Genomic DNA, 26,772 nt, shown 5'->3' with positions numbered 1-26,772 from the left:
ATGTTTAGATGTCTATACTTCTTTGAGTCTTGGTGTAAAATGAACGCGTTAATAGTTTGGAGTTTCACAGCATGCAAAATTTGCTCGCGCGCAGTCTTAAATATCAAGGCGGACAGTTATTCGTTTTAGATCAATACCTTTTACCACATCAGCAGCATTGGCATGTGTGTAACAGTGTGGCTGAGATGCAAGAATTGATTTTGACGTTAAAAGTGCGTGGGGCGCCGTTAATTGGTTTAGCCGCAACCCTATTAGTTGCTCATTTAGCGGAGCAAGGTGTATCGCAAAATAAACTTGCTGAAGCCATTAATGACTTAGAAGCAACCCGTCCAACTGCGGTTAATTTAATGCATTGCATGAAGCGTATGCGCCAAGCATTAGCTCAAGATAATTTTGTTGATGCATTGGTAGCTACTGCCGAGCAGCTATTTAATGAAGATGTTACGCTGTGTGAATCCATGGCAAGCCGAGGTGCAGCACTGGTAAAACCGGGCGATAATATTTTAACTCACTGCAATACGGGTGCGTTGGCAACAGCAGGAGTGGGTACGGCGCTGGGGGTTATCCACCACGCCCATCAAAAATACGGTGATATTCATGTTTGGGTGGATGAAACACGCCCATTACTGCAAGGTGGCCGTTTAACGGCATTTGAGCTTGAAAGTTGGCAAATTCCGTACACCCTAATTTGTGACAATATGGCCGCAAGTTTAATGGCCTCGGGTAAAGTCGATAAGATTTTTGTGGGTGCAGATCGCATTGCAGCTAACGGTGATTTCGCCAATAAAGTCGGTACCTATAATTTAGCCGTGCTGGCACATTTTCATAATGTTGAGTTTTATGTGGTTGCGCCAATCACTACCTTAGATATTGACTGTGAAAGTGGTCAACATATCCCTATTGAAGAGCGTGCTGATGCTGAAGTAAAAGGTGTCAGTGGTAGCTTTGGTGAGTGCCAATGGGCACCAAACAATGCCAAGGTGTTTAACCCTGCCTTTGATGTAACGCCAGCAAAGCTCGTAACTGGTTGGGTGCTTGATACCGGCGTTTACAATTTACAGCAAGTGAAAGGCGGTGCGTTAAAAGAGCTTTAATAAGCCTTATTAAATATAAAAAGAGCACCATTCGGTGCTCTTGTTGTTTAATCTAATATTGGAAACTGACCCGCAATTGGGCTTTCGGTGCTTTGTGCCACCCAACCCGCTTCGTTATTGAAAAAACGAATTGCGGTAAATTCAGGATCGCTGCCCATATCAAACCAATGCTTGGTGTTGGCTGGCACTGAAATTAAATCACCTTGTTGGCAAAGCACTTGATACACTTTGTCGTCTAGATGCAGGCAGAATAAGCCTTGGCCTTTAACAAAAAAGCGTACTTCGTCTTCGCTATGGGTATGCTCAAATAAAAACTTCTGTCTTAATTCAGCTGCCGCTGGATTACCTTTAGCAAGCGAAATAACATCCACCGTTTGGTAGCCGCCGTCGTGTTGCACACGTTTAATATCGGCGTCATAGGCGTTTAAAATATCATCAGAACTGTGGCTTGCGTTAATTTCAAATGCTGCTTGCCAGTTCTCAAATACCACACCTACTTGATTAAGTTGTTGCTGAATTTCAGTAACGTTTTTGCTCTGTAGCAGCGCCTTGGCTGCATCGTCGTGACGGTAAATAGTGAGTTTGCTCATACAAATAATGCTTCATCAAATTGGTTAAAATCGTCAATTGCGGGGTGTTGGTCGCTTTTTTCTTGGTTATCACGCCATAACTGCAGGGTGTGCATGCCCGCACTTTTAGCAGCATCAAGTTCTGCCACGATGTCGCTTAAAAACAACACCTCAGAGCCAGAAAAACCAATCTTTTCAAGAATATTGGTGTATGAACTTGCGTCTTTTTTAGCGCCAACATGGGTATCAAAATAATCGCTGAACAGTGGGCGAATATCACCATAGTCAGAATGTTCAAACAACAAATACTGTGCTTTTACCGAGCCAGACGAATAAACAAAAAGGACAGTGCCCGCGTCTTTTTGCTGGTTTAAAAAGTCATAGGCATCTGGATAAATATGGCCTGTGAAATCACCTTGTTGATAACCCGTTTGCCAAATCAGGCCTTGCAATTGTTTAAGTGGTGTAATTTTTTGATCCGTTGCAATCCAATGTTTCAGCGCATCTATGACCTCAGTAAGACAGGCGTCTGGCTTGGCAAGTTCAGCTTTTACTGCGTCAATTTGCGCGCTTACAGTGGCATCGTTTTGGTTTTCTTCAACAAATGCAGCAATATGTTTTGCCGCATACGGAAACAAAATATCTTTTACAAATGAAATGCGGGTAATTGTGCCTTCAATGTCGGTAATGATGGCTTTAATCATAGTGATGACTCCAACTTAATGCGCTCAAGCTCGCATGCGAATAAAAACTCCAACCCTTCAATGTGGCGACGTGTTTCAGCCACAGAGTTGCCCATAGCATATAAACCATGACCGCGAATAAGCACACCGTGAACAATTGGCTCTTGCGCGTGGCGTTTTGCAACAAGTTCTGCCAAGCGGTCAATATCTTGGTCATTATCAAAAATGGCAATCGTAAGTGTACTTTCGTGACTGGTGATGCCGCGTAATGATTTTTGCATTTCATAGCCGTGAATTGCCAAGGTATCACCTTTTATAAAACGCGATAACACAGTGGCGGCAACTGAGTGGGTATGTAATACACATTCTGTGCTTGGCTGAAGTTGGTACAATTTTAAATGAAGTGCTGTTTCGGCAGATGGCTTTCCTTGGCCTTTACAAATTGCGCCTTGATGATCTAGCTCTAAAAAGTGTTCAGGGGCAAGGTATCCTTTATCATGGCCACTTGCGGTGACAACAAAACCTGTGTCTGTTTTAATTGAAAAATTACCACCAGTTGCTGGTACCCAGCCTTTATTGCTGACCCAACGACCCGCTTCAATCAATGCACTTTTTGCGGCATCATTATGCATAATAGGTTACTCGAAAATAAAAACTAAAAACATTTAGACGGCTATACATCCGTTTTGGGCAATGATAGCATCGCTTTTGTTAAAGCACCATCAAGATTAGAGGTATCGTGTGCAAAGTAAATTACCAAATTTAGGCGTCAGTATATTTTCGCAAATGACCGCATTGGCAAATGAGCACCAAGCGCTTAATTTATCGCAAGGTTTTCCAGAGTTTGACACGCCAGAAGCGCTTAAAAACAAACTTAATTTTTACAGCGCACAAGGATTTAACCAATATTCGCCATCAAGTGGTGTACCCGCATTACAACGACAAATAGCGGATTTGGTGCTGCGAAAATACGCATTAACTATTTCACCAGAGGCATCGGTAACCGTTACATCAGGTGCAACAGAGGCGCTTTACGTCGCAATTCAAGCACTTGTAAGCCCAGATGATGAAGTGATTGTATTTGATCCTGCCTATGATTCTTACCAGCCAGCGATTGAACTTGCTGGTGGTAAAGCGGTTCATATCGCATTAACAGCCCCCAATTATCAAATAGATTGGCAGCAGGTCGCGGGCGCAATTACCGATAAAACCAAAGCGATTATTATTAATTCGCCACATAACCCAAGTACTAAAACGCTAAAACGGAAAGACATAAATGCGATAAAGCTACTGCTTGAACAGCATGATTTGTACCTCATCAGCGATGAAGTGTATGAGCATATTTGCTTTGATGGTGCTAAACATTTAAGCGCGCTTGGCGATGACGCATTGTTTGCCCGCAGTTTTGTGGTGTCTAGTTTTGGTAAAACCTTCCACTGCACGGGGTGGAAAATGGGTTACTGTGTAGCGCCTGAAAAGCTGATGGTAGAGTTTCGTAAAATTCACCAGTATGTGACGTTTTCTAGCTTTACCCCCGCGCAGCTGGCATTAGCCGATATGCTTAAAGAAGAGCCAAACCATGTTGACGAATTAAGCGCGTTTTATCAGCATAAGCGCGATGTGTTAACTCATGCACTAGCAAGTAGCCGTTTTACACTGTTACCAAGTGAAGGTACCTATTTTTTATTGCTTGATTATTCCGCCATCTCAGAATTAGATGATGTGGCATTTTGCGAGTATTTAGTAAAAGAAGTTGGTGTTGCTGCTATTCCGCTTAGCGTGTTTTATGAAAATGCCCCTGGCGATCGCGTTATTCGTTTATGTTTTGCTAAGGAAGATGCCACTCTAATCGCTGCTGCGGAGAAGTTATGTCAGCTATAAATAACAGCTTAAAAGTCGCCTTAGTGCAAAGTGATATTGCATGGCTAGACGTTAATAAAAATTTAAATAGCTTAAGCGAACAGCTGAGTAATCTAGATTCGGTTGATTTAATTTTGTTACCTGAAACTTTTGCTACAGGTTTTGCCATTAATTTAGATGTGGCTGAGCCAAAGCAAGGACCAATTTTAAATTGGATGTTGGCACAAGCAAAAGGCTTAAATGCGGTAGTGGCGGGCTCGGTGCTAGTAAATAAGCAAGGCAAAAAAGCGAATCGCTTTTACTGGTGCTGGCCAAATGGCATGGTGGAATTTTACGATAAACGCCATCTATTTTGTTTAGGTAACGAAGGCGATTTTGTAAATGCAGGTGTTGAGCGCAAAATCATTACAATAAATGGTTTTAGGTTGTTACCTCAGGTGTGCTACGACTTACGTTTTCCGGTATTTCAGCGTAGTCGCAACGATTACGATGTTATGGTTAATGTGGCAAACTGGCCTGCGGCACGTCGCCGTATTTGGGATACCTTATTGCAGGCGAGGGCAATTGAAAATCAATGTTACGTACTCGCTGTTAATCGCGTCGGTGATGATGGCAATGGTGTTGCACATAATGGCGGTACGGCTGCCTATGATTTTTCGGGTGACACATTAGTTGCCGCCGAGGATAACCAAGCGCAAATAATTACAGTTGAACTGACGAAATCAGAATTAATTGAATTTAAAGAAAAGTTTCCAGTCCATCTTGATGCGGACCAATTTACCCTGGCTAATATTCATTAGGCGAATATTAGCTTGGTAACAATTCGCTAGCTAATGTTTGTTGTACTAAACCTAAAAGCTGTTTTAAGCGTATTACTACTTACCCTTAAAACAGCTTAGGTGTTCAATGAAATCGTCTCTTGCAACGGGGTTGTTGCTTATAGCAGCAAACGCTCACGCTAATATCAATCTCAACCAACTTGAATGGATGGTGATAAACGACTCGGTGATGGGAGGCGTTTCAAATAGCCGAGTTATTGTTGGTGATAATAACTTAACCTTTACGGGTGATGTGTCACTTGCCAATAATGGTGGTTTTGCATCATTTAGAGCGCCTATTTCATTTGAGAATACCAATATTGATACACTTAGCTTTAAGGTTGTAGGTGATGGCAAACAATACCAGCTGCGTCTTCGGGTGGATGGTTATTACGACGGCCCTGCGTTTGTGTATCATTTTAAAACTGAAGCAGGTAAAGAACATACTTTTAATTTATCTGAACAAGACTTTGTTTTAATGTTTCGCGGCAGGCAATTTGAGTCGGATTATCAACTTCGTTTTGGTGATGTACGCTCGCTTGGTTTTATGATTAGTAATAAACAAGCAGGCAATTTTAATTTGCAGGTAAAGCACATCGCGCTATTACAAAAAGTGTAGTTCTCGCAGAGCCGTTAATTTTAGGTTAAGTTTACTATTGGCATACTAAACACAACTTCAACGAATTGTTTTTTAGAATTTGTTCAAAGTTAGTTTTCCCAAGTAGTTGTTTTACACAAGTACACCATTTGCCCACAACCTTTTGTGGGCTTTTTTTTGGCTATAAAAAAGGCGCTAAATGCGCCTTTGTTTGATTGTAGCTTCACTCGTTACTTAATATCAAAACGGTCAAGTTGCATCACTTTAGTCCATGCTTTAACAAAGTCGTTTACAAAACGCTCTTTTGAATTATCAAAAGCATATACTTCAGCAACAGCACGTAGCTCAGATGAAGAACCAAAGATTAAATCAACTGGTGTTGCTGTGTATTTAACAGCGCCAGTTTTACGGTCTTTACCTTGGTACACATCGCCTGCTTTTTGCCACTGAGTAGACATATCAAGCAAGTTGACAAAAAAGTCATTGTTTAGTGTATCTTTTTTGTCTGTAAATACGCCGTTGGTTGAGCCGTCTGTATTGGTATTTAGCACACGCAAACCGCCAACTAATACCGTCATTTCAGGCACAGTTAGAGCGAGCTGATCTGCTTTATCTACCAAGGCGTCGGTTGGTGATTTGTAATAACCTTTTTCATAGTAGTTTCTAAAACCGTCAGCACTTGGTTTTAGTAGCGAAAATGAGTTTACATCTGTTTGTGCTTGGGTTGCATCACCGCGTCCTGCAACAAATGGTACGCTTACTTTAACTCCTGCATTTTTAGCTGCTTTTTCAACTGCAGCTGCACCGCCGAGTACTATCATATCAGCAAGTGAAATTTTGCTGCGACCAAAAGTTCGGTCATTAAATTCATCTTTAATTTCAGTAAGTTTGGCAATGACCTTTGCAGTTTGTGCTGGATTATTTACTTGCCAATCTTTTTGCGGCGCCAGCGCGATACGTGCACCGTTTGCACCACCGCGCATATCAGAATCACGGTAGCTTGATGCTGACGCCCATGCTGTTGCGACGAGTTCAGATACTGAAAGACCTGAATCTAAAATTTGCGCTTTTAGCTTTTTAACGTCTTTATCACTTACTAGCTTGTAATCTGGCTTGTCGATAGGATCTTGCCAAATATGTGCTTGTTTTGGATATTCGTCACCTAAGTAATTATCAAGTGGACCCATATCGCGGTGCGTTAATTTAAACCATGCTTTGGCAAATGCAAGGCGGTATTCTTCAGGATCTGCCAAGAAGCGCTCTGCAATTTTGCGGTATTCTGGGTCAAATTTTAACGCCAAATCTGCCGTATTCATCACAGGTGGATTGTACTTGCCCTTAACGTGCGCATCCGGAACTGATTGATGTAACGACTCATCGGTAGGTACCCAAATAATCGCACCAGCAGGACTACGTGATTGTTTCCACTCAAAATTAAGTAAGTTTGATAGGTATAGTGATGTCCATTTGGTTGGTGCTTGTGTCCACGCACCTTCTAATCCACTGGTAACTGTGTCTTCTGAATGGCCTTTACCGCATTTGTTTTTCCAGCCAAAACCTTGTTGCTCAATTGGCGCTGCACCCGGTTCTTTCTCTAAACACTTATTCGCTTTGTGAGCGCCGTGCATTTTACCAAAGGTGTGGCCACCTGCGATAAGTGCAAGCGTTTCTTCGTCGTTCATTGCCATACGAGCAAATGATTCGCGAATATTTTTGGCTGAGCCAAGTGGATCGGGAACGCCACCTGGGCCTTCAGGGTTTACGTAAATTAAGCCCATATGAACTGCTGCAAGTGGGCGCTTTAATTTGCCATCGCTATCGCGACGATCGCTTGCTAACATTTCAACTTCTGGTCCCCAGTACACCATATCCGGTTCCCAGTCATCATCACGTCCGGCTGCAAAGCCGTACGTTTTAAAGCCCATATTTTCTAAAGCTACATTACCCGCAAGTACAATTAAGTCGCCCCAAGAGATAAGCTCACCATATTTTTGTTTAACTGGCCACAGTAAGCGACGTGCTTTATCTAGGTTACCGTTATCTGGCCAGCTATTTAATGGGTTAAAGCGTTGTTGACCACCGCCCGCGCCACCACGACCATCAAGCGTGCGGTAAGTGCCTGCGGCATGCCACGTCATACGAATAAAAAATGGGCCATAGTTACCCCAATCGGCAGGCCACCATTCTTGTGAGTCAGTAAGCACAAAATCGATGTCTTTTTTTAGCGCATCCATATCAAGCTGTGTAAACGCTTTTTTATAATTAAAGTCTTCACCTAATGGGTTTGAGCGCACATCGTGATCGCGAAGTGGTGTTAAATCGAGTTGATTTGGCCACCAAAATAGGTTCGATTTCGCTTGATTAGGCATTACTTTGCCCATACCAATCGCGCCTTTGGGCTTGCTCATCGTGTCTTTAGCAAATGCAGATGTTGCGCTTAAAGATAGTGCTACTACAGCGGCAATAGAAGTATATTTTAATATCTGAACGGATTTCATTTTTGAATTCCCCTTATGATTTATGGGTGTATTAACGCAGCAAAGTATAGAAGGGAATTTAAATAACTAAATTTGATAATAACTAAGTTGATATTCGCTTTTTTAGATTGTTGTTATGTAGACATTTTTCCTGCCATATTGGCTTTGAAAACGCTAATCAAAAAAACACATAGTCACCATCGGTATTTTTGAACAATAGTTTAAGTTATTGATTCGTAGTGCCTTTTGTTTTCATTTGGTATTGAGTGAAAGAAACGCCTGAGTGAGTGATATGGTTATTTCGTATAAATTGATTATTATTAAAAAAGCATTCGATTTATAAGAACTATAATGATTTCACTAAAACAGCTTCATTACGCCTTAGCCGTTGAAAAGACGCTTCATTTTAAAAAGGCCGCAGATAATTGCCACGTATCGCAATCAACGCTTAGTACCGCGGTACATGAGCTAGAAAAACAATTAGGTGTGACTATTTTTGAACGTAACAATAAACATGTGTTTATTACTGACGAAGGCAAGTTAATTCTTGAAAAAGCCAAGCGCATTAAACTTGAAGTAGATGAACTGACGTTGCTGGCAAAGTCCAATAAAGCGCCGCTAGCAAGCCCGATGACGATTGGTGTAATACCGACAATAGGCCCTTTTTTACTGCCAAAGGTATTGCCGAAAGTGCGCACTGAATACAGCGACTTTAAGTTGAAAATCGTTGAAGACCAATCACATGTATTGGTTGAAAAACTGCGCGAAGGTGAGCTTGATGCTGCAATTTTAGCCTTGCCATACGATATTGACGGTTTAATGGCATTTAATTTTTGGCAAGAAGACTTTTACTGGGTGAGTCATAAAGACGAGTGTTCACTAAATTTGCGTGAAATTACCACCAATGAGTTTGATCTCGACAAATTAATGTTGCTAAAAGATGGCCATTGCTTAAAAGAGCATGCACTAGCGGCATGTAAATTAGAAAACACCAACAACGACAATCAACTAGACTCAACCAGTTTACACACATTAATTCAAATGGTTGCCGGTAAATTAGGCACAACCTTAGTACCACAGATGGCACTTGACCAACTCGTCAAAAATGAAGGTGAGCTTGCTGCGGTACATTTAAATGAGCCTGGTCCGCATCGCACCATAGCGCTTGTGGTTAGGCCTAATTATGTAAGAACCAATGATATTGTGTTGCTACAGCAGCTTTTTGAAAATGAATTAAAAGACAAATGTTATGCGGGTTAACGCCTTAATTTAAGTATTTGCCAGATCATGAATTTTGATGTTTTTTTGACCTTGGCACTGCAAAACAGCATGTGATCCTGTATAACTAATTGAGCGTATAAATATTTTTACGTTCACCGACATGAATTGTTAACTGATTTTAACGAGCAAAATAAAGCAATTTTGATGCGTTTAATTGAGGTATGAGTGGTTCGGTTATCTCAATTAAGAATGCTTCCCCTGCATTCTTGCCTAGCATTATTTCCACATAGGCAATTGGCACACGGTTTCTTTTAAGCGTGAAAAAAACGCTGCTTGTTAACCATTTTAATGAAAAATGTCGTCTCAATGAACCCGTCAGACAAACAAAGGAGATGCGCGATGTCATCAAGTAAATGCCCATTTACATCAGGAAGTATTACGCAAACTGGAAAATCGAACACAGATTGGTGGCCTAATACCCTCAATCTCGATATTTTGCATCAACACGATTCAAAAACTAACCCGCTCGGTAGCGACTACGATTACCGCGAGCAACTAAAGCAGCTTGATTTCGCTGCGCTGAAAGCCGATTTAACCGCACTTATGACTGACAGCCAAGATTGGTGGCCGGCCGATTGGGGCCACTATGGCGGTTTAATGATCCGTATGACATGGCATGCCGCGGGCAGTTACCGCGTTGCAGATGGCCGCGGTGGTGCAGGCACGGGTAATTTACGCTTTTCACCGCTTAATTCATGGCCAGATAATACTAACCTCGACAAAGCGCGCCGTTTACTTTGGCCTATTAAGAAAAAGTACGGTAACAAGTTAAGCTGGGCAGATTTAATTGCGTATGCTGGCACTATTGCATATGAGTCGATGGGACTTAAAACCTATGGCTTTGCCTTTGGCCGCGAAGACATTTGGCACCCAGAAAAAGATACCTTCTGGGGCGCTGAGAAAGAATGGCTTGCCCCATCAGAAAATGACAACAGTCGTTATTCAGGTGAGCGCGACTTAGAAAACCCATTAGCCGCAGTAATGATGGGCTTAATTTATGTTAACCCTGAAGGGGTTGATGGTAAGCCAGATCCACAAAAAACAGCCCACGATGTGCGTGAAACCTTCGCCCGTATGGCAATGAACGACGAAGAAACTGTGGCGCTTACCGCAGGTGGTCATACCGTAGGTAAATGTCATGGTAATGGTGATGCCGCGAAACTTGGCCCTGAACCAGAAGCAGCTGATATTAACGAACAAGGCCTTGGTTGGAATCATCAAGAAGGTAATGGCTTAGGTGCAGATGCAATAACCAGTGGCCTTGAAGGCGCATGGACAACTAATCCTACTCAGTGGGATAACGGCTATTTCGAATTACTACTTAACCATGAGTGGGAACTTAAAAAGAGCCCTGCAGGTGCATGGCAATGGGAACCTGTCGCGATTAAAGAAGAGGATAAGCCGCTCGCGGTTGATGGCAACGGCAAACGCAATAATCCCATTATGACCGATGCTGATATGGCTATGAAGGTTGACCCAGAATATCGCAAAATTTCAGAGCGATTCTATAACGACCCAGCTTATTTTTCTGAGGTGTTTGCACGTGCATGGTTTAAATTAACACACCGTGATATGGGGCCAAAAGCTTGTTATATCGGCCCTGATGTGCCAAAAGAAGACTTAACATGGCAAGATCCAATTCCAGCTGGCAATACGGCTTATGATGAGCAAGCGGTTAAGACGGCAATTAAAGCCAGCGGTTTATCTATTGCTGAAATGGCGACAACTGCATGGGATAGTGCGCGCACTTTCCGTCACTCAGATAAACGCGGCGGTGCGAATGGCGCGCATATCTGCTTGCAGCCAGCTAAAGATTGGCAAGGTAATGAGCCTGAAAAACTTGCTAAGGTACTAAGCGTGTATCAAGCAATCTCAGATGAGCATAATGTAAGCGTTGCTGATGTGATTGTGCTTGCGGGTAATGTTGCAATTGAGCAGGCGGCAAGTGCAGCCGGTTTTACAGCGAATCTAATCTTTAACAAAGGCCGTGGTGATGCGTCTCAAGAATTGACCGAAGAAGACTCGTTTGCTTATTTAGAGCCCCTACATGACGGTTTTAGAAATTGGCAACAGCAAAAATTTGCAGCAAGCCCAGAAGAGTTATTACTGGAACGTGCTCAATTACTCGGATTAACAGCACCAGAAATGACGGTATTGGTGGGCGGTTTACGGGTATTAGGCTGTAATTATGGTGGTTCTCAAGCTGGTGTGTTTAGCGATCGCGTAGGGCAACTTACTACCGACTTTTTTGTCAATCTCACAGACATGCGTTATGAGTGGCAGCCAACAGGCGATAATCAATACGTGTTGCGTGATAGAGCGACTAAAGAGGATGCTTGGCAAGCTACGCGCGTCGATTTAGTGTTTGGTTCAAACTCAATTTTGCGTGCGTATGCAGAAGTTTACGCACAGGATGATAATGGTCAAAAGTTTGTAGATGACTTTGTTGCGGCATGGACTAAGGTAATGAATGCGGATCGCTTTGATTTAGCAAGCTAGCATTTCACCAAATAAAATAGCCTTTCTATTTAATTGAATAGAAAGGCTATTTTAATTGCTTTTTGAAGATATAAATTAACTTTTTTGTTTTTACCATAGGCATGTTTCCTTAAATTTTGTTTTCACTTCATTTTATTTAAATAACAAGTAGCTTCCACCTACAGCAACACCCGTTACAATCGCCGCTGTCATACCTGCGGTTACTAAACCAACTACCACAAATGCGGTTAATGCAGCAGTCATTACAATATCAAATACATTGTTCATTTTTTATCTCCGAGTAGCTTTTAAATTATTTAGTTAACATGTATGTGCCGCCGATTGCTGCACCTGCCATAATTGCTGTTGTCATGCCTGCTGTTACAAGGCCTGCTAGTACAAATGTTGTTAAACCAGCTGCCATTAAAATGTCGATTGCGTTTGATGTATTCATTTTTCAATTTCCTATTTAAGTTTGAGTAAAGCGTGTTGCTTGAGTTAAATAATAGGCGATTGAGATGGGTATTCTGCTGCTTTGTGATGTTTGGCTAATCGCGGTGATATTTGGTTTTATTAAGTGATGAATGACTTTGAATTGAAGGAGAGTTGCTATGCTGCGCAAAAGGTAAGTCACAATAAAAAGGTGCGTTAACGCACCTTGTTGCGTTTTATAATTGCGCTAAACGTAGTTAGTTTTAGGTTTATCCAAGCATACTCGTCAGCCACGAAGGTTGTGAGTGCCAGTGATGTGTTATTTATGGGGCGTTAGGCTGCTTTTATATTTTTTGTTTATTAACGCATTGCAAAGTTTACAAACACGGCTGTTAGCATAAACCCCACACCGACAATAAAGCCTATTAACGTAGCTTTTACTAAGGTCGATTTTTTGTTTTCTTCTGTTTTTTCTAGTTTATCGCTCATAGTTACATTCCCTATTTAACCTCAGATCTGCATAAGTATTAAAGCCGAGCCACTTTTATACTCGGCTTTTTAGTCTGAAAGGTATAGGCAATTAATCCAGCCATTAAATTAACCATAAATGAGATGCAGCTGCGGTGCCTTGTGTGGTCTATTTGAGCCATATTTTTCAGCTGGTCGAAAACTGTTTCAATGATGAAACGCTTTGATAACATCGCTCTATCCCAAGTTGATATTGGCTGACGTTTCATATTACTTCGTTGACCTGTAATAAAATCAATGCCTTGCTCAGCAAGTTCCGCTTTTAAGTTTGCAGATACATAACCTTTATCAGCGTATAAACTCCCTGTAACATTAGCGACCATATCTGGTACAGGTTTCCTATCATCAACATTCCCAGCTGTCACTTTTACTGCTAATAAACCACCTTCATCATTCATGATGAGGTGAAGTTTAAAGCCATAAAACCAGCCCATTGTTCCTTTGCCTCGTTTGGCTTCTCCCGCGAAAACTTGGTGGCGAGGAATGCGCATGTTGTGACACACCTTGAGAGAAGTGGAGTCGATAAATGCAATGCCTGTTGGTTTATCGAATCGCTGTTTCAGATAGCTACACAAAGCAGGTAACGTAGTCTGAAGTAGCTTCAACATGCGTGTATAACTAACTAAATCAGGAAAATAATGTCGCCAATACTGACAAACAAATTTGGTGTAGTAAGTTTTAAAGTCGCGATAACCTGATTGATGAAAGGCAATTAATATAGTCATCACTTCGCTGGAGGATAGTCGAGATGGCTTAATGCGTTGCTTTTCCCCTGATTCTATTAGGTGTTTAAGCCATTGAGGTTCAAACAATAAACAAAAATCATCGACATCTACGTAAATTGCATCTAAGTTATTCATGCCCTTGCCTCGGTAATCTTATGTTTCTTGGTCGAAAGATCTGATCACCGCAAGGGCATTTAGTTCCACTTCTTATGTGCAGCTCAGGTTATTTAAATTAAAAATGTAGTGTTAGGTGTTTTAGTATTTATTAGAGTGTAAAGATCAACACGTTCTAAAAATCATCAATATTTTGTACACGATTTTGTGTATTTTGTAACCTAGCATATGCTGATTTTTCAACTTTTTGTATCGGGTTTTAAAGCGAATGAAGGTTAAGTTTTGCTTTATGGAAGTGAGACAACTTTTATGGTTAAAAACAGGCCGTCCGCAGTTTAGTTAACGTGACACCTTACGAAATCGCATCCGTGTATTTAAATTAACAATGATAAAACAATTGCGCAGTGAATCATCTCACATGGTTTCACTTATCAGCTTGCGCTTTAACGTTCGGAAGAAGCAAACAAAATAGCCTTTCTATGTAATTGTATAGAAAGGCTATTTTGTTTGCATTTTGAAGGTATAGAACATTATTTGGGTTTTTGTCATAGGCAAATATCTTTTAATTATTATGGCTTAGATTAAATTACTTAAATAATAAGTAACTACCACCCACAGCAACACCCGTTACAATCGCCGCTGTCATACCTGCGGTTACTAAACCAACTACCACAAACGCGGTTAAAGCTGCTGTCATTACAATATCAAATACGTTGTTCATGTTTTATCTCCGAGTCGTTTTAAAGTTATTTAGTTAACATGTATGTGCCGCCAATTGCTGCACCTGCCATAATTGCGGTTGTCATGCCTGCTGTTACAAGGCCAGCTACTACAAATGTTGTTAAACCAGCTGCCATTAAAATGTCGATTGCGTTTGATGTATTCATTGTTCAATTTCCTATTTAAGTTTGAGTAAAGCGTGTTGCTTGAGATAAATAATAGGCAATTGAGCATAGGATTCTTTTGCTTTGTGATGTTTGGTCAATCGCGGTGATATTTGGTTTTATTTCGGGATAAATGAATTATGTATTTGGCGAGTGGCTGATTCTAATCCGTAAAAGGCAACACGCTTTAATGTTGTACAAATGAAAAAACCGATGCAGGTGCATCGGTTTTTTTAGCGCTTATCTATATGCGTCGTTATTCTTCGACTAAAACTTGCTTGCCTTCGCTATTTACAACCAGCAGGTAAGACTCACCAAAGTCGCCGGTGCATAAATCGATGGCGCGGCCATTAATGGTTAAATCAAGGGCGCAATTATCGAGAGTTAAAAAGTCAGATACTTTGCCGCGTTCAGTGGTCATTACTTGGCTACCTTTTAACGTAACGGGGTAAACACCATTAGCGAAAATGCGTACGTTGAAAGTGTTGGCGTTATCACGCTCTTTTTTCTTAAGTAAGGTGATGTGTTTTTCAACACCATTTTGCCAAGCAATAACCCAATGTTCGTCATCGTCGCTTAACGTTGTATGCATTTTTACTTCATTTTGACTGCTCATAGCTGAGCGCATACCAATGTTGACAATGTTCATTACCGCTGGGAAGTCATAGTTATATTCGCTTGAATAACCATTCACTTGTATATTACCAGCCACGCGGTTTTTACTATCAAATAGCCCGCTTGAACCTGCGGTGATGGTGCGTTTTTGCAAATAAAAGTCGACACTGTAATCCATTGCATTGATAAACGAAAACTCTGCTTCATGGGTTAATGCATCGTCTAAATCATCTGTGATTGAATCACTACAGCCAATTGTCCCAAAACACAGCGCACTTACAATAAATGCTACCTTCCCTGAATTTCTAATCATAATATGCCTACTTTCAGTCTACCCCAAAAAATCTAGTGCGATAATAACATAGTGCTAGTTTAAAAAGCGTGAAGATGGCAATAAACACGTTAGTCTTATGTAAGAAAGTATTTAAATTTATTACAGATTCTTACGTTTACAGGCTAGGCGCAAAGATGCCCTCAATAGAGGGCATAGCATACTTATAGTCAGTCCTTGTTATGCAATATGCGATAAAGTGCTGGCAACACAAAAAGTGTCAGTAAGGTGGATGAAATAACCCCGCCAATAACCACAGTCGCAAGCGGTCTTTGCACTTCTGAGCCAATGCCAGTGTTAAGAGCCATTGGAATAAAGCCAAGCGAGGCAACAAGGGCGGTGGTAAGTACTGGGCGTAATCGTGTTAGCGCCCCGGTTATAATGGCGTCATTTAAGCCAATTTGGTTGGCTCTTAATTCACGAATAAACGATACCATTACTAAGCCATTTAAAATCGCAATACCAGACAGGGCAATAAACCCCACAGCGGCTGAAATTGAAAATGGAATATCACGCAGGAATAGTGCAAAAATACCGCCGGTGAGTGCCAGTGGCACACCGCTGAAGATAATCATTGAGTCTTTAAATGAGCCAAGAGCGATTAACAACAGCGCCACAATTATCGCTAAAGTTAATGGTACAACTAGGGTTAAACGCTTAGTTGCTGATTGCAGTTTTTGATAAGTACCGCCGTATTCTACCCAGTAACCTGCGGGAATATCTGCATTTTGTTCAATAGCCATTTGCACATCTTTAACAAATCCACCTAAATCGCGGCCACGCACATTGGCTGTTACCACAATGCGGCGTTTACCATTTTCACGGTTAACCTGATTTGCCGAGTTTACTTTTTCAATGCTCGCGACTTCTGATAATGGCACATAATCGCCATTGGCTAAGGTAATCGGTAGGTGTTTTAGGTTATCGATATCACGGCGCTTATCATCGGGTAAACGCACGACAATATCAAAACGGCGATCGCCTTGATAAAACTTACCAACGTCCACGCCGCCCATGCTAATAGCTATTTGTTGTTGTAATTCAGATTTTGTCAGGGCATATCGCGTTAACATGTGATCAATTGGATTGATGGTTAAAATGGGCAAGCCTTTAATTTTTTCCACTTGCACATCGCGAATGCCAGCAACGTTTTCAATCGCACTTTCAATGCGCTTTCCAACAATTGCAAGGGTATCAAAATCATCACCAAATACCTTTATCGCCAGCTCAGAGCGTACACCCGAGAGCAGTTCGTTAAAGCGCATTTGGATCGGTTGCAAAAACTCATAACGATTGCCAGGAATGGTTTCAACTAGTTGCTCAAGCTCTGCTACCAGTTGGGTTTTTGGCTTAGTTGGGTTTGGCCATTCAGCACGCGGTTTTAGCATAATAAAGACATCCGCAACGCTAGGCGGCATAGGGTCGGTGGCGACATCGGGTGTACCAATCTTTGAAAATACACTTAACACTTCGGCTTTTTCAGCAATTTTTTGCTCTAACAGTTCTTGCATTTTAATCGACTGAGTAAGCGAGGTTCCCGGTATGCGCATGGCATGCATAGCAATGTCACCTTCATCTAAATTAGGCACAAATTCACTGCCGAGTTTGGTACTCATAACGCCAGCAAATGTCATAAGAGCAAGAGCACTGCCAACAACTATCCAACGCATTTTTAACACAAAGGTTAAGATTGGCTGATAAAGCGCAGTGCTTGCCTTCATTACGATATTTTCTTTTTCTTGTACTGGCTTTTTAAATAACAGAGCAATACATGCAGGCACAAACGTAATTGATAAAACCATGGCACTCACTAGGGCAATTACGACTGTCATTGCCATCGGGTGGAACATTTTGCCTTCCACGCCGGTTAGGGCAAAAATCGGTAAATACACGGCGGTAATAATAAACACACCAAACAGGGCAGGGCGGATCACTTCACGGGTGGCATCAAATACTAAGGCCAAACGCTCGTTTAATGGCAAGGTTTGCGTTGTGTTTTGACTTTTTTGAGCTTGGCTTAAGCGGCGAATACAGTTTTCTACGATAATAATTGCACCATCAACCAATAGGCCAAAGTCGAGTGCACCTAAACTCATTAAGTTAGCGCTTACTTTGCTTTGTACCATTCCTGTAATGGTCATTAACATGGCAACTGGGATCACCATCGCGGTGATAAGTGCTGCTCTAAAATTACCGAGTAATAAAAACAAAATCACAATGACCAGCAGTGCGCCTTCAAGCAAATTGGTTTTAACGGTATCGAGGGTTTTATTTACCAGTTTTGTGCGATCGTACGCAGGGTTAATCACCACCCCTTGCGGTAAACTTTTACTTATTTCTGTTAAGCGTTCGCCGACATCTTTTGCCACTTTTTGACTGTTTTCACCAATTAACATAAAGACGGTACTAAGCACCACTTCATGGCCATTTTGTGTGGCTGCACCTGAGCGAAGTTCTTTACCTTCAATCACATCGGCAACATCTTTAATGCGAATAATCACACCTTGCAAATTTGATACAGGCACATTTTCAAGCTGGGCTAAATCGCTTAATTGACCGGGAATACGCACTAGCCACTGCGAACCATCGCGTTCAATAAAACCCGCCCCACGGTTTTGGTTATGACTGCCAATGGCATTAATCACATCTTGTTGCGACAGGCCAAATGCCAACAGCTTTTCAGGTTTTATGGCAATTTGAATTTCGCGTTCAAAGCCGCCAATGGGGTTTACTTCAACAACGCCTTCCACTTGCACAAGTTGCGGGCGAATGATCCAGTCGTGCACGGTGCGTAAATCGGTTGACGAAATTGGGCTGCCATCGGGGTTAGTTGCACCGGGTATCGCATCAACCGTAAACATAAAAATTTCACCCAGCCCTGTTGAAATCGGGCCAAGCTCTGGCTCTACGCCAAAGGGCAGCTCAGATTTTGCCGAAACCAAACGCTCATTCACTAACTGGCGGGCAAAATAGATATCGGTGTCATCACTGAATATAGCAACCACTTGTGATAAACCATAACGTGAAATAGAGCGTGTGTAACTTAAGTTGGGCACGCCAGCCAGCGCAGTTTCAAGCACGTAAGTAACGCGCTGCTCTACTTCCAGCGGGGTGTAACCAGGCACTTCGGTATTGATAACGACCTGAACATTGGTAATGTCGGGCACGGCATCGATGGGCAGTTTAGTAAACTGCCAAGCCCCCAGTGCTGCAACTAACATTACCACTGCAAGTACTAACTTACTTCGCTCAATCGCGAACTTTAAAATGGACTCTAGCATAAGTAAATACTCACTTTTAGTGGTCGTGTGACGCGCCGGACTTTTCAATGTCGGCTTTTAAGATATAACTGTTGTCGGTGGCGTATTCGCTGCCAACATCAATACCACTTAACACTTCAACCCACTCACCGCTGCTGCGGCCAAGGGTTAACATACGAACCTCAAATTGGTCGTCGAATTTGGCAAATACCACATCAAAATCACGAAACGCATGCAGTGCTTTTTTCTCAACTGCCATCGGCACCGTAAAGCTTTCAAGAGTGATGTCGGCACTAACAAATAGGCCTACTTGCAGCTGATTGTTGGGATTAGGGATAAAGGCACGATAAGTTTTTGCTTGATTGCCAGCAACTGAAAAAAGGCTGTCTTTAATGGTGGTATTTATTGGCGTGTTTAAGCCATTTACATTAACGCTTACTGCTGCGCCTTGACTGATGTTTACTGCATCACTCGGAAAAATCTGTAACTCTGCAACTAGCTCAGTCATATCGGTGATTTCTATTAAGCTGCGCCCAGCTGTTTGCTCACCAAGCCCCACGTTTTGCTTAGTTACAATGCCATTTATCGGTGAAATAACGCGGTAACTTTGTAAGCTGTCGTTACTTTGAATGGTCATTATGTGCTGACCTTTTTTCACCTGCATACCCAACTGCGCAATGAGTTTGGTAATTTCACCATCAAAACGCGCGCTTATTTGGCGTTTTGCCCCTGCTGGCAGCGCGAGTTTGCCATAAACGGGCAAAGTTTTTGTCAGGGTTTTTGCCCCAACGATATTGGTGTTAATGCCCATTTGCTTAGCAATGAGGGCGGCAATTTGAGTGCGTCCTTCAAAATTATCAAAATGCCACTCATAGACTTTATCTTGATAAGTGGCGCTTATTTCAACGCTAAATGAGTGAGGTTCGTTAATCGGTGACGTGCCCTTTAAAAAAGCGCCATTTGGTTTGAATAAAATGGTGTCTTTTTTGCCACCTAACCGGCTTAGGGTGACGGTAACGTCCACATCAACCGGTGATACTGTTTTTTCGTGATCTTTTACAAATACGCGGTATTCGGGTGCTGTACCTTGTTCAACTAGTTGCAGTTCCAAAGAGAAGTCAGCTATTTTGAAAAGTCGTCCACCGTTTGGCCCTGTAACTGCATCGTTGTGCTCGCTATCATTTTGCTGGTGGTCGTGGTCGCTTCCGGCAACCACATCAAAATTTGGTAACATGAGTAACAGGCTCACTAAAAATACATTGAATAGATTTGATAATTTCATCGCAATCTCACTTAATTGTTAGGCTAGCGCCAGTTAAGCGCTCAAGTTCAACATTGAATTGTTGAATATTGGTGTAGGCTTGTATCAGCTCCAATCGGGCTTGTAATAACTCTTGTTTTACTGCATACCAATCGGTGTAACGGTAACGCCCTTGCTGGTAGGCAAGCTCGGCTTGTTTACTTGCTGTTTCGAGGGCGGGAAGTGATTCTTTCAAAAGCGCGTTGGCAATATGGGTATTGTGGGTGAGCTTGTGGTTAAGTAGCAGCGCTTGTGTTTGGGCACGCGCAAGCCAGGCTTTTGCCTCGGCTGCTTGCTGCTCTTTACTGGCGTTAAGCGATGCAATTTTCCCTTCGCTACGAGACGCACCACCTAACGGAATTGAAATACCAGCACTTAGTGAAAAATCTTTGAGCGCTTGGTCGCGTGTAATGCCCGTATTGATTTGCCAAGCGGGTTTGCTCTCAGCTTGTGATAGTGCAATTTCTGATGAGATTACACGCTGTTTTGATGCAAAGAGTGAAAAACGTGGCGTGTTTTTTAATTGTGCTTTGGCATCTTCCAGCGAAAGGGCATTAGGTAATTGGGTTAAATCGCCTGTTACATCAAATTCAGTCGTGCCTTGCCATTGGGCTGCCAACTGTGATTTTGTTGCTTCAATTTCAAAGTAAAGATCTTCAACTACTAATGTTTGCTTTGCTAAATCAGCTTTTGCACGATATTTATCAATACTGTTTACGCGGCCAGCCTCGACTCGTTTGGTAATCTCTAGAAGGGCTTTGTTAGCTTGTTTTTCCGCGAGGGTAGCCAGTTTTAACTGGGCTTGCTGCGCTAATAAGGTAATAAATAAATTGGCGGTTTCGGCTGCTAAATCGAGCGCTTTGGCCTCTTTTTCAACGGCATAAATTAGTCCTTGTTGTTTGGCCAGGTTCACTCTTGCATCCACTTGCTCACCATCGAGCAACCACGCAATACTTAAACTTGTTTGGCTATTGGATAACCCCTGATAATCGCCAGTGCCAAGCGCATCTTCAACGCTTACATCAAGGGTAACTGGGCTTGCAACCCCAGCTTGTTGAATAAGCCCTTGATTTGCTTGCTGCAAATACATTAGCGGCGTTAAATCAGGGTGGTTTTGTATGGTCTTACTGATGGCGGTTTTTAAGCTCACGACTTCGTTTGCGCTAGTACCCTTTGGTGCGAGTAATAGACTCGCAACGACAAGGTTTAACCCTATCAATAACCGACTGTTAATCGGTTTTCTTGTTGTGACAAATTTTATAAGCATACGCTCACTCCTAAAATCTAGGCTTTATACCGATTGTTAATCGGTTTTTTGAATTTGCAGAAATACGTTTAAAGTCCATAAAATTAGTGACTCGTGAAGGTTTCGATAAAGTGGTGAATGCTATCGACTGAGGTCAAGCATAGAAAAAATGCGGCAATTGCGAGCAACATCATAAGCATGTGATTAACCGGTTTTAGCGATAATTGCCCAAGTAAAAAATACACACGTTGCTCTAGCACATCCGCGCCAAAATTAGCCACCATGTCAGTGTTCTTAAGAGTACTGCCCGTGGCATTTAGCCTTGCTACTTTTACAAGGGTGCCCGCAATATCGAGCGATGAAGTAGTGTTTGAAACCACAGCGTTGTCTGCATCTTGCTCCATTGCTAAGGTCATATGAAGGACCAAGCGTTGTTGAATGTTTGGTATAAAAAACGCGGCAAACAGGGCAAATAACCACTTTTTAAATGGGTCACGCTTGTTTGCGTGGGCAAGTTCGTGCTTCATTACTATGTGGTATTCAGTCTCGCTAATTTGTTCGCGCATACCTTTAGTAACAAAACACTTAGGGTTGATAAAACCTGCAGTGAATGCTGCGGCATCACTTGAATCGATTTCGAACGTGTTGTTATCAAGCTTACGAGAAAGTGCCATTAAGCTTTTAATTTCATGTTGATGGGAACGCAGTTTTAGCAATCTTGAGCTAATTACGTATGCCAAAAAACCAAGTGCACACGCAGTCACTGCGCCATGCCAACTGAGCCATGAAAAACTGTTGATATGATGCCAATGATCCATACTTGAGGCGCTTTCAAACGGTGAAAGGCCATTGGCTGCGTAAACAAAATAGGTGGCGGTCGAAAAGGCGCTAAACCAAGGTAAGGTGGCTAAAAACCACAAGGTGATTTTGCGTGATTTAACCTGTAACTTTAAAAATCGCGTACTTAATAAAGTAACTAACGCAGACACCGCAATATTGTGCAGCACAAAGCACACAATGGCAATGGCTAATACATTTAATAATAAGGTTAGGGTATCTGCGCTCATAACTTAGCCTTGTTGCTTAAGTTTTAATTTTTGCTGCTCGATCAGCGATTCTAATTTGTTCAATTGATCAACGTTGAACTCTGACGACATTGAACTAAATGCGGCAATTAGGCTGCTACCATCGTCTTCACCAACAAAGTCTGTGGTGACGGATTTTATTAGTTGCCCTATTAACTCGTGGCGCTCAACGCGTGCTTTATAATGAAATGCATGCCCCTCTTTATGACGCGATAACAAACCTTTTTTGTAGAGACGTTCAAGGGTGCTTTGGTAGGTGTTTAAACTGCCACCGCGGGAATTTTCAAAGTGAGCAAACACGGTTTTCACGTCAGAGCAACCATGTTGCCAAAGGTAGTGTAAAAGCAACTTTTCTAAATCGCCGAGTTTCATTGTGATCACCTTAAACTAAAAACCGATTAACAGTCGGTATAATAGATTTAGTAAAACCGATTTGCAATAGGTTTTAATTTTACCGCTAAAAAGCGGGCTGCAATAAGCCTAACTAAAATGCCTTCAGGCTTCTAATTGAAGCGAATTTATTAAATTTTATACGCTTTGGTGAGTTGAAGATTGAAAACGATGCAGCGAAACAAAGCCTATTGTAAAACAGCAACCTACATAGAGCCAAACGCTACTGGCAACGAGTTGCCATAGGTCGATTTGTGTTGCGTTAATAACTATTGTAAAACCGAGTAAACCACGCAGTATGCATATCATAGCAATAACAACTAACGCACATTTTAAAAAAGGAACTCTACGAATAATGCCCATTGCTGAGAATGCAAATATCGCGCATGCACTCATTAACAATGCAACTATTGTAGTTGCAATAGGTGCAAGCAGGGAGTGTTGTTTTGATGATGCGATTATAAATTCAGGCGCACGCGCAAATATATACCAGCTCGGACCGCCCATACCAATTCTGTTAAGTATGTGATCAGAGCTAGCGCGGGATAAATGAAATGATAACAAGGCGGAATTTTTCTTATGTAGTTGTTCTACATTGATAAATTCAAACGCAGTTAGCATGATATTTAACCCGCTAGAATGATCAGCTATTTAAGTGAATTGGTATAATACATAGCAAATGCCAAGCGGCAGCTGCTAAGGCAATTATACCTGCACTGAACAGTAATTTTGAGTTCACAGGAGCGTGTATAATCTGTTGATTTGATGACAGCAAATTAAGTTACCTATCAGCCCTAAATTGACAATATTTCGTTATTTTCATCTTGTTTGGCGTATATACTGCGATATCGTTCATTTATGTAGAGTAAATTACACGACATCATTCTGCCTTGTTTAAATACCAAACAAACTGCAGCAGAAATAGGCAGAAAAGATCATCAGGCTCTAGTCAATACCGACACAGGCTGTGTAGCGTTTTGCGATTTTAACGACCTTATCTTTGGATTCGATAATTTCATTATCGTTTTTGAAAATACGCTGTTCACACATACCACGCATGTTCGCGTATGTTTTTAAGCACTCTTTTACGCTTTTTCCGCCAGATGTTTGATATGACTCATCGTTGCAAAATTGCAATGCGAGTAGGTTAGAACCAAGCTTGATTTCACCTAAGCTAACATCGTTGGTTTCAGCTTTTGCCAAAAGGTCTTGGTAGTTGGCGATATGTTGTGAGCTTGCATTGCTATAAAAATACATTCCGCCTAAAAATAGGCCTAGAAGTACAATAAACTTCATAATCATTCCCTTGATATTGTTTTTATTGAATTTAAATCGGTGACGAAAAATTTAGCGCATTACGTTACCGTTTTTTTGGTTGAAAAGCGAACAGTTTTTAAAGCGCTTAAAATTAATTCACCTTAATAATGTTATTTTATGCAATTGTTCTTATCTAAGTTATTTATTTTAATGAACTTATGGTTACGTTTTGTGTTCTGATTGGTATAAACATTAAAACTGCTATATCAACCCAGTAAGCATTTTATTAAAGCCAGGAGAAAAACGAGAGCGCAAAGGTAAACACGCTCTCGATGAGTTATGACGAAAACCAAAGTAAGCGTATTGATACTAGCCGGATTGTTTTTTGGAATTTTATTTATGCCCGTATCTCAAATAATTCCGGTTCAAGGTGCAACACACAATGATTGGCATGCAAAAACCTTTTGGTACGAGCCTTGGGGCAGCTCAGGGGTACATAAAGGTATCGATATTTTCGGCAAAAAAGGAACGTCCGTAATTGCGTCTACGGCAGGAATGGTGGTTTATTCTGGCACTTTACCTAAAGGCGGTAAGGTTGCCGTGATTTTAGGACCCAAATGGCGAGTTCATTATTATGCGCATTTAGAGCAAAACCAAAGTAAAACAGGTCAGTTAGTCGCGAAGGGAGAGGTTATCGGTACTTTGGGCGATTCGGGAAATGCCAAAGGTAAGCCTGCACATATCCACTACTCGGTCGTTACATTAATACCTTACCCGTGGCGCTTCACCACAGAAACGCAGGGTTATAAGAAAATGTTTTACTTAAACCCTGCCGAATTATTCACACATCACTGAGCTAAATTATTTACAAGCTTTGAACTATGTTGTGACTGTTCCAATTTTTCAGCGGCAAAACTATTAAATAACCAAAGTGCAAGCGCCGTAACAAACGCAATAGCGGCACATAATAACCAAAAGTTCGCGGGCTCATTAGCTTCAACAGCCCATTTGTTGTAACCCCAACCAGAGAGCTTGCCTGCAAACAGAAAGCCAATGGCAGATGCTGTGTAAAGATAGCCTTGATACATCGCTGCTTTGTCTTTCGGCATTACTGAGGCTACATACTCCTGTTGTTTTGGCGATGCCATCATTTCACCGAGCGAAAAGATTAGTAAAGCGGCGACTGCAAGCGCACCGCTTACTATCGCGCCTGCCTCTGAATTTGCCAGTAATAAATAACTGCTGGCAATCATTAGAGCGCCCGCAATAATTACATAAAAGGTTTTAAAGCGAGCGCTCAGTGCTGATACCAATACTTGTAATAAGACGATAGAACCAAAATTTACCGCAGCAATGTATTCAGGTTTAAATTGACGATAATCACTTGCCCACTGGGTCGCGAGTGAGCTTATTTCAGCTTGAGACAATGTACTCAATGTTGGTAAATGAGCCTGTAATACGTCTTTTGGAATGCGCACATTGTAGTTAGTTAATTCAAGGTAGGCTTTATGAAAATTGTTTACTTGGCTGTAATCAAATTGGCTTGCAAGCGCAGTGATTGCAGTTGTTAGCTGGGGCACATTAACAAACGAAGCGGCTTCGCCAAAACCCGCATGAATTGAATTCGCTAGCATGACAAGATCACTGCTATCAACGTAGTCGCGAATAAAAAGCGGAAGAGTAATAAAAATTTGCATATACACCAGCCAAAACCCGCTCAAAATCAAAATAAGTAACAAAAAAGGTTTATTGCCCATTTTTATTTTGCTGCTATACCAATGTGTTCCAGCTTTTGGCGCTAATATGTGCCACACTAAGTTTAAACCTAGCCAACCTGCAATAAACCCGTAAGCGAATGACTCAGAAATTAATTTTGTACCGGGTAGCATAAACGCAATAAGGATTGGAAAAACAAGTAGCGCAAAGCGACCATTGCCCAGAACTTCACGCATCTCGATCATAATATCTTTTAATGACTTAGCCGGGGTGTTTTTACGAATTTCAGCAGTTGGATCGCGATAAAATAAAGTGACAGGAATAAAGTTAATGGCAATCCACACCGCAGCCATAATAAACACCATATCCCAGCTTGTGTCTCGCATAATGCCTGCAATCACTGGCCCTAAAAAGCCGCCTACATTGACCATCATGTAAAATACGCCAAAGCCTAAACTGCGATTGCTATCGTTGGTGGCATGAGTCACCGTGCCGGTGATCAGTGGTTTGAAAATGCCAGCACCAATTGCAACACCCATAAAGGCTAGGAAAAACGCGCTATAGCTTGATACTTGACCTAGCAAGTAATAACACGGGGTCATCATAGCAAAGGCAACAAGTAGCATTTTTTTGTAGCCGTAGCGGTCGCCTAATGCCCCAGTTAATGCTGGCAACAAGTAGATGCAAAATGGCACAAGCCCTTGTAAAAAACCGCGTTGCTCATCACTAAACCCCATACCGCCTTGCAGCACTGGGCTGGTCATATAAAGGGACGATACGGTAAAAAAGCCGTACCATGCTAATCGTTCAAATATCTCCATGATATTGGCAATGTAAAAGCTGCTGCCAAATGGACTGCGAAAAGGCTTGTCTGTTGTCATAACAATTTTTCTTTTTATTTTTGAATATTGTATGCAATATATCAGAGGTGGTTTTTTTAGCAACAATGATGCGATTTTCTGTGTTTAATAAGGAATATTTAATTAGGTAAATTAAAATTAAAGATGTGCTAACTCATTAATAAATGAAAA

Annotated in this window: 26 protein-coding genes; 7 read left to right on the top strand and 19 right to left on the bottom strand. The window is 41.7% G+C overall.

The window, feature by feature from the left end; translation table 11 throughout:
- Positions 1-71: 71 nt before the first annotated feature.
- On the top strand, positions 72-1,094 hold the full coding sequence (gene mtnA, locus ACXAFE_RS17920; RefSeq protein WP_475155822.1) for an S-methyl-5-thioribose-1-phosphate isomerase: 1,023 nt from the start codon (positions 72-74) through the stop codon (positions 1,092-1,094).
- Positions 1,095-1,141: 47 nt separating this feature from the next.
- On the opposite strand, the gene ACXAFE_RS17915 is transcribed toward mtnA, so the two are convergent.
- The 3 genes from ACXAFE_RS17915 to ACXAFE_RS17905 are packed head-to-tail and all read right to left on the bottom strand — an operon-like array spanning position 1,142 to position 2,978.
- Positions 1,142-1,684: a 1,2-dihydroxy-3-keto-5-methylthiopentene dioxygenase gene (locus ACXAFE_RS17915; RefSeq protein WP_475155819.1), complete on the bottom strand. Its 543-nt coding sequence runs from the start codon at positions 1,682-1,684 to the stop codon at positions 1,142-1,144.
- A complete protein-coding gene (gene mtnC, locus ACXAFE_RS17910; RefSeq protein ID WP_475155816.1) occupies positions 1,681-2,367 on the bottom strand; it encodes an acireductone synthase in 687 nt (228 codons plus the stop codon). The genes ACXAFE_RS17915 and mtnC overlap by 4 nt, the downstream gene beginning before the upstream one ends.
- Complete coding sequence (locus tag ACXAFE_RS17905) at positions 2,364-2,978, bottom strand: methylthioribulose 1-phosphate dehydratase (protein ID WP_475155813.1); 615 nt, start codon at positions 2,976-2,978, stop codon at positions 2,364-2,366. Before ACXAFE_RS17905 ends, mtnC begins: the two co-directional genes overlap by 4 nt.
- Before the next feature lie 154 nt (positions 2,979-3,132).
- On the opposite strand from ACXAFE_RS17905, the gene ACXAFE_RS17900 reads away from it, so the two are divergent.
- From ACXAFE_RS17900 to ACXAFE_RS17890, 3 genes are all read left to right on the top strand, one after another.
- Entirely contained in the window at positions 3,133-4,227 is a 1,095-nt protein-coding gene (locus ACXAFE_RS17900) for a methionine aminotransferase (protein ID WP_475157773.1), read from the top strand.
- The gene (locus ACXAFE_RS17895; RefSeq protein WP_475155809.1) at positions 4,215-5,006 is read left to right on the top strand and encodes an amidohydrolase; all 792 of its coding nucleotides are present in this window, start codon (positions 4,215-4,217) and stop codon (positions 5,004-5,006) included. Before ACXAFE_RS17900 ends, ACXAFE_RS17895 begins: the two co-directional genes overlap by 13 nt.
- 106 nt (positions 5,007-5,112) lie before the next feature.
- Positions 5,113-5,643, top strand: a complete 531-nt coding sequence (locus tag ACXAFE_RS17890; RefSeq protein WP_475155804.1) for a CIA30 family protein — start codon at positions 5,113-5,115, stop codon at positions 5,641-5,643.
- Between the two features lie 209 nt (positions 5,644-5,852).
- Here ACXAFE_RS17890 and katG (ACXAFE_RS17885) read toward each other — a convergent pair whose 3' ends face one another.
- The gene (gene katG / locus ACXAFE_RS17885; protein WP_475155801.1) at positions 5,853-8,120 is read right to left on the bottom strand and encodes a catalase/peroxidase HPI; all 2,268 of its coding nucleotides are present in this window, start codon (positions 8,118-8,120) and stop codon (positions 5,853-5,855) included.
- A gap of 330 nt (positions 8,121-8,450) precedes the next feature.
- Between katG (ACXAFE_RS17885) and ACXAFE_RS17880 the strand changes: the two genes are divergently transcribed.
- Positions 8,451-9,359 carry a hydrogen peroxide-inducible genes activator gene (locus tag ACXAFE_RS17880; protein WP_475155797.1) on the top strand — a complete coding sequence of 303 codons (909 nt, stop codon included), beginning with the start codon at positions 8,451-8,453 and terminating at the stop codon, positions 9,357-9,359.
- Between the two features lie 360 nt (positions 9,360-9,719).
- The gene (gene katG, locus ACXAFE_RS17875) at positions 9,720-11,879 is read left to right on the top strand and encodes a catalase/peroxidase HPI (RefSeq protein WP_475155794.1); all 2,160 of its coding nucleotides are present in this window, start codon (positions 9,720-9,722) and stop codon (positions 11,877-11,879) included.
- Between the two features lie 132 nt (positions 11,880-12,011).
- Here the strand turns inward: katG (ACXAFE_RS17875) and ACXAFE_RS17870 are convergent, their stop codons facing one another.
- From ACXAFE_RS17870 to ACXAFE_RS17805, 14 genes are all read right to left on the bottom strand, one after another.
- Positions 12,012-12,146, bottom strand: coding sequence for a hypothetical protein (locus ACXAFE_RS17870; protein WP_267884436.1), 135 nt, complete (start codon positions 12,144-12,146; stop codon positions 12,012-12,014).
- 25 nt (positions 12,147-12,171) lie between these two features.
- A complete protein-coding gene (locus tag ACXAFE_RS17865) occupies positions 12,172-12,312 on the bottom strand; it encodes a hypothetical protein (protein WP_475155791.1) in 141 nt (46 codons plus the stop codon).
- A 338-nt stretch (positions 12,313-12,650) separates the two neighbouring features.
- Positions 12,651-12,779 (bottom strand): hypothetical protein, encoded by a 129-nt coding sequence (locus tag ACXAFE_RS17860; RefSeq protein ID WP_267890941.1) that lies wholly within the window; start codon positions 12,777-12,779, stop codon positions 12,651-12,653.
- Positions 12,780-12,817: 38 nt separating this feature from the next.
- The gene (locus ACXAFE_RS17855; RefSeq protein ID WP_475151756.1) at positions 12,818-13,678 is read right to left on the bottom strand and encodes an IS982 family transposase; all 861 of its coding nucleotides are present in this window, start codon (positions 13,676-13,678) and stop codon (positions 12,818-12,820) included.
- Positions 13,679-14,243: 565 nt separating this feature from the next.
- Positions 14,244-14,378, bottom strand: a complete 135-nt coding sequence (locus tag ACXAFE_RS17850) for a hypothetical protein (protein WP_267884436.1) — start codon at positions 14,376-14,378, stop codon at positions 14,244-14,246.
- Between the two features lie 25 nt (positions 14,379-14,403).
- A complete protein-coding gene (locus tag ACXAFE_RS17845; RefSeq protein WP_157813532.1) occupies positions 14,404-14,544 on the bottom strand; it encodes a hypothetical protein in 141 nt (46 codons plus the stop codon).
- Positions 14,545-14,797: 253 nt separating this feature from the next.
- The gene (locus ACXAFE_RS17840; protein WP_475155787.1) at positions 14,798-15,469 is read right to left on the bottom strand and encodes a hypothetical protein; all 672 of its coding nucleotides are present in this window, start codon (positions 15,467-15,469) and stop codon (positions 14,798-14,800) included.
- A 188-nt stretch (positions 15,470-15,657) separates the two neighbouring features.
- Positions 15,658-18,768, bottom strand: coding sequence for an efflux RND transporter permease subunit (locus tag ACXAFE_RS17835; protein WP_475155785.1), 3,111 nt, complete (start codon positions 18,766-18,768; stop codon positions 15,658-15,660).
- A gap of 16 nt (positions 18,769-18,784) precedes the next feature.
- Positions 18,785-20,029 (bottom strand): efflux RND transporter periplasmic adaptor subunit, encoded by a 1,245-nt coding sequence (locus ACXAFE_RS17830; protein ID WP_475155782.1) that lies wholly within the window; start codon positions 20,027-20,029, stop codon positions 18,785-18,787.
- 7 nt (positions 20,030-20,036) lie between these two features.
- On the bottom strand, positions 20,037-21,314 hold the full coding sequence (locus ACXAFE_RS17825; RefSeq protein ID WP_475155780.1) for a TolC family protein: 1,278 nt from the start codon (positions 21,312-21,314) through the stop codon (positions 20,037-20,039).
- Positions 21,315-21,397: 83 nt separating this feature from the next.
- Complete coding sequence (locus tag ACXAFE_RS17820; RefSeq protein ID WP_475155778.1) at positions 21,398-22,360, bottom strand: M56 family metallopeptidase; 963 nt, start codon at positions 22,358-22,360, stop codon at positions 21,398-21,400.
- A 3-nt stretch (positions 22,361-22,363) separates the two neighbouring features.
- Positions 22,364-22,750 carry a BlaI/MecI/CopY family transcriptional regulator gene (locus ACXAFE_RS17815; RefSeq protein ID WP_475155775.1) on the bottom strand — a complete coding sequence of 129 codons (387 nt, stop codon included), beginning with the start codon at positions 22,748-22,750 and terminating at the stop codon, positions 22,364-22,366.
- 156 nt (positions 22,751-22,906) lie between these two features.
- Positions 22,907-23,389 carry a hypothetical protein gene (locus ACXAFE_RS17810; RefSeq protein WP_475155772.1) on the bottom strand — a complete coding sequence of 161 codons (483 nt, stop codon included), beginning with the start codon at positions 23,387-23,389 and terminating at the stop codon, positions 22,907-22,909.
- Between the two features lie 324 nt (positions 23,390-23,713).
- A complete protein-coding gene (locus ACXAFE_RS17805; RefSeq protein WP_475155769.1) occupies positions 23,714-24,064 on the bottom strand; it encodes a hypothetical protein in 351 nt (116 codons plus the stop codon).
- A 360-nt stretch (positions 24,065-24,424) separates the two neighbouring features.
- Between ACXAFE_RS17805 and ACXAFE_RS17800 the strand changes: the two genes are divergently transcribed.
- A complete protein-coding gene (locus tag ACXAFE_RS17800) occupies positions 24,425-24,880 on the top strand; it encodes a M23 family metallopeptidase (RefSeq protein WP_475155764.1) in 456 nt (151 codons plus the stop codon).
- Here ACXAFE_RS17800 and ACXAFE_RS17795 read toward each other — a convergent pair.
- Positions 24,874-26,622, bottom strand: a complete 1,749-nt coding sequence (locus ACXAFE_RS17795; RefSeq protein WP_475155763.1) for an MFS transporter — start codon at positions 26,620-26,622, stop codon at positions 24,874-24,876. The genes ACXAFE_RS17800 and ACXAFE_RS17795 overlap by 7 nt on opposite strands.
- Positions 26,623-26,772 lie beyond the last annotated feature (150 nt).

The sequence above is a fragment of the Pseudoalteromonas sp. ABV4_021 genome (assembly GCF_056159365.1).
This window is presented reverse-complemented; position numbering and strand designations above follow the sequence as displayed.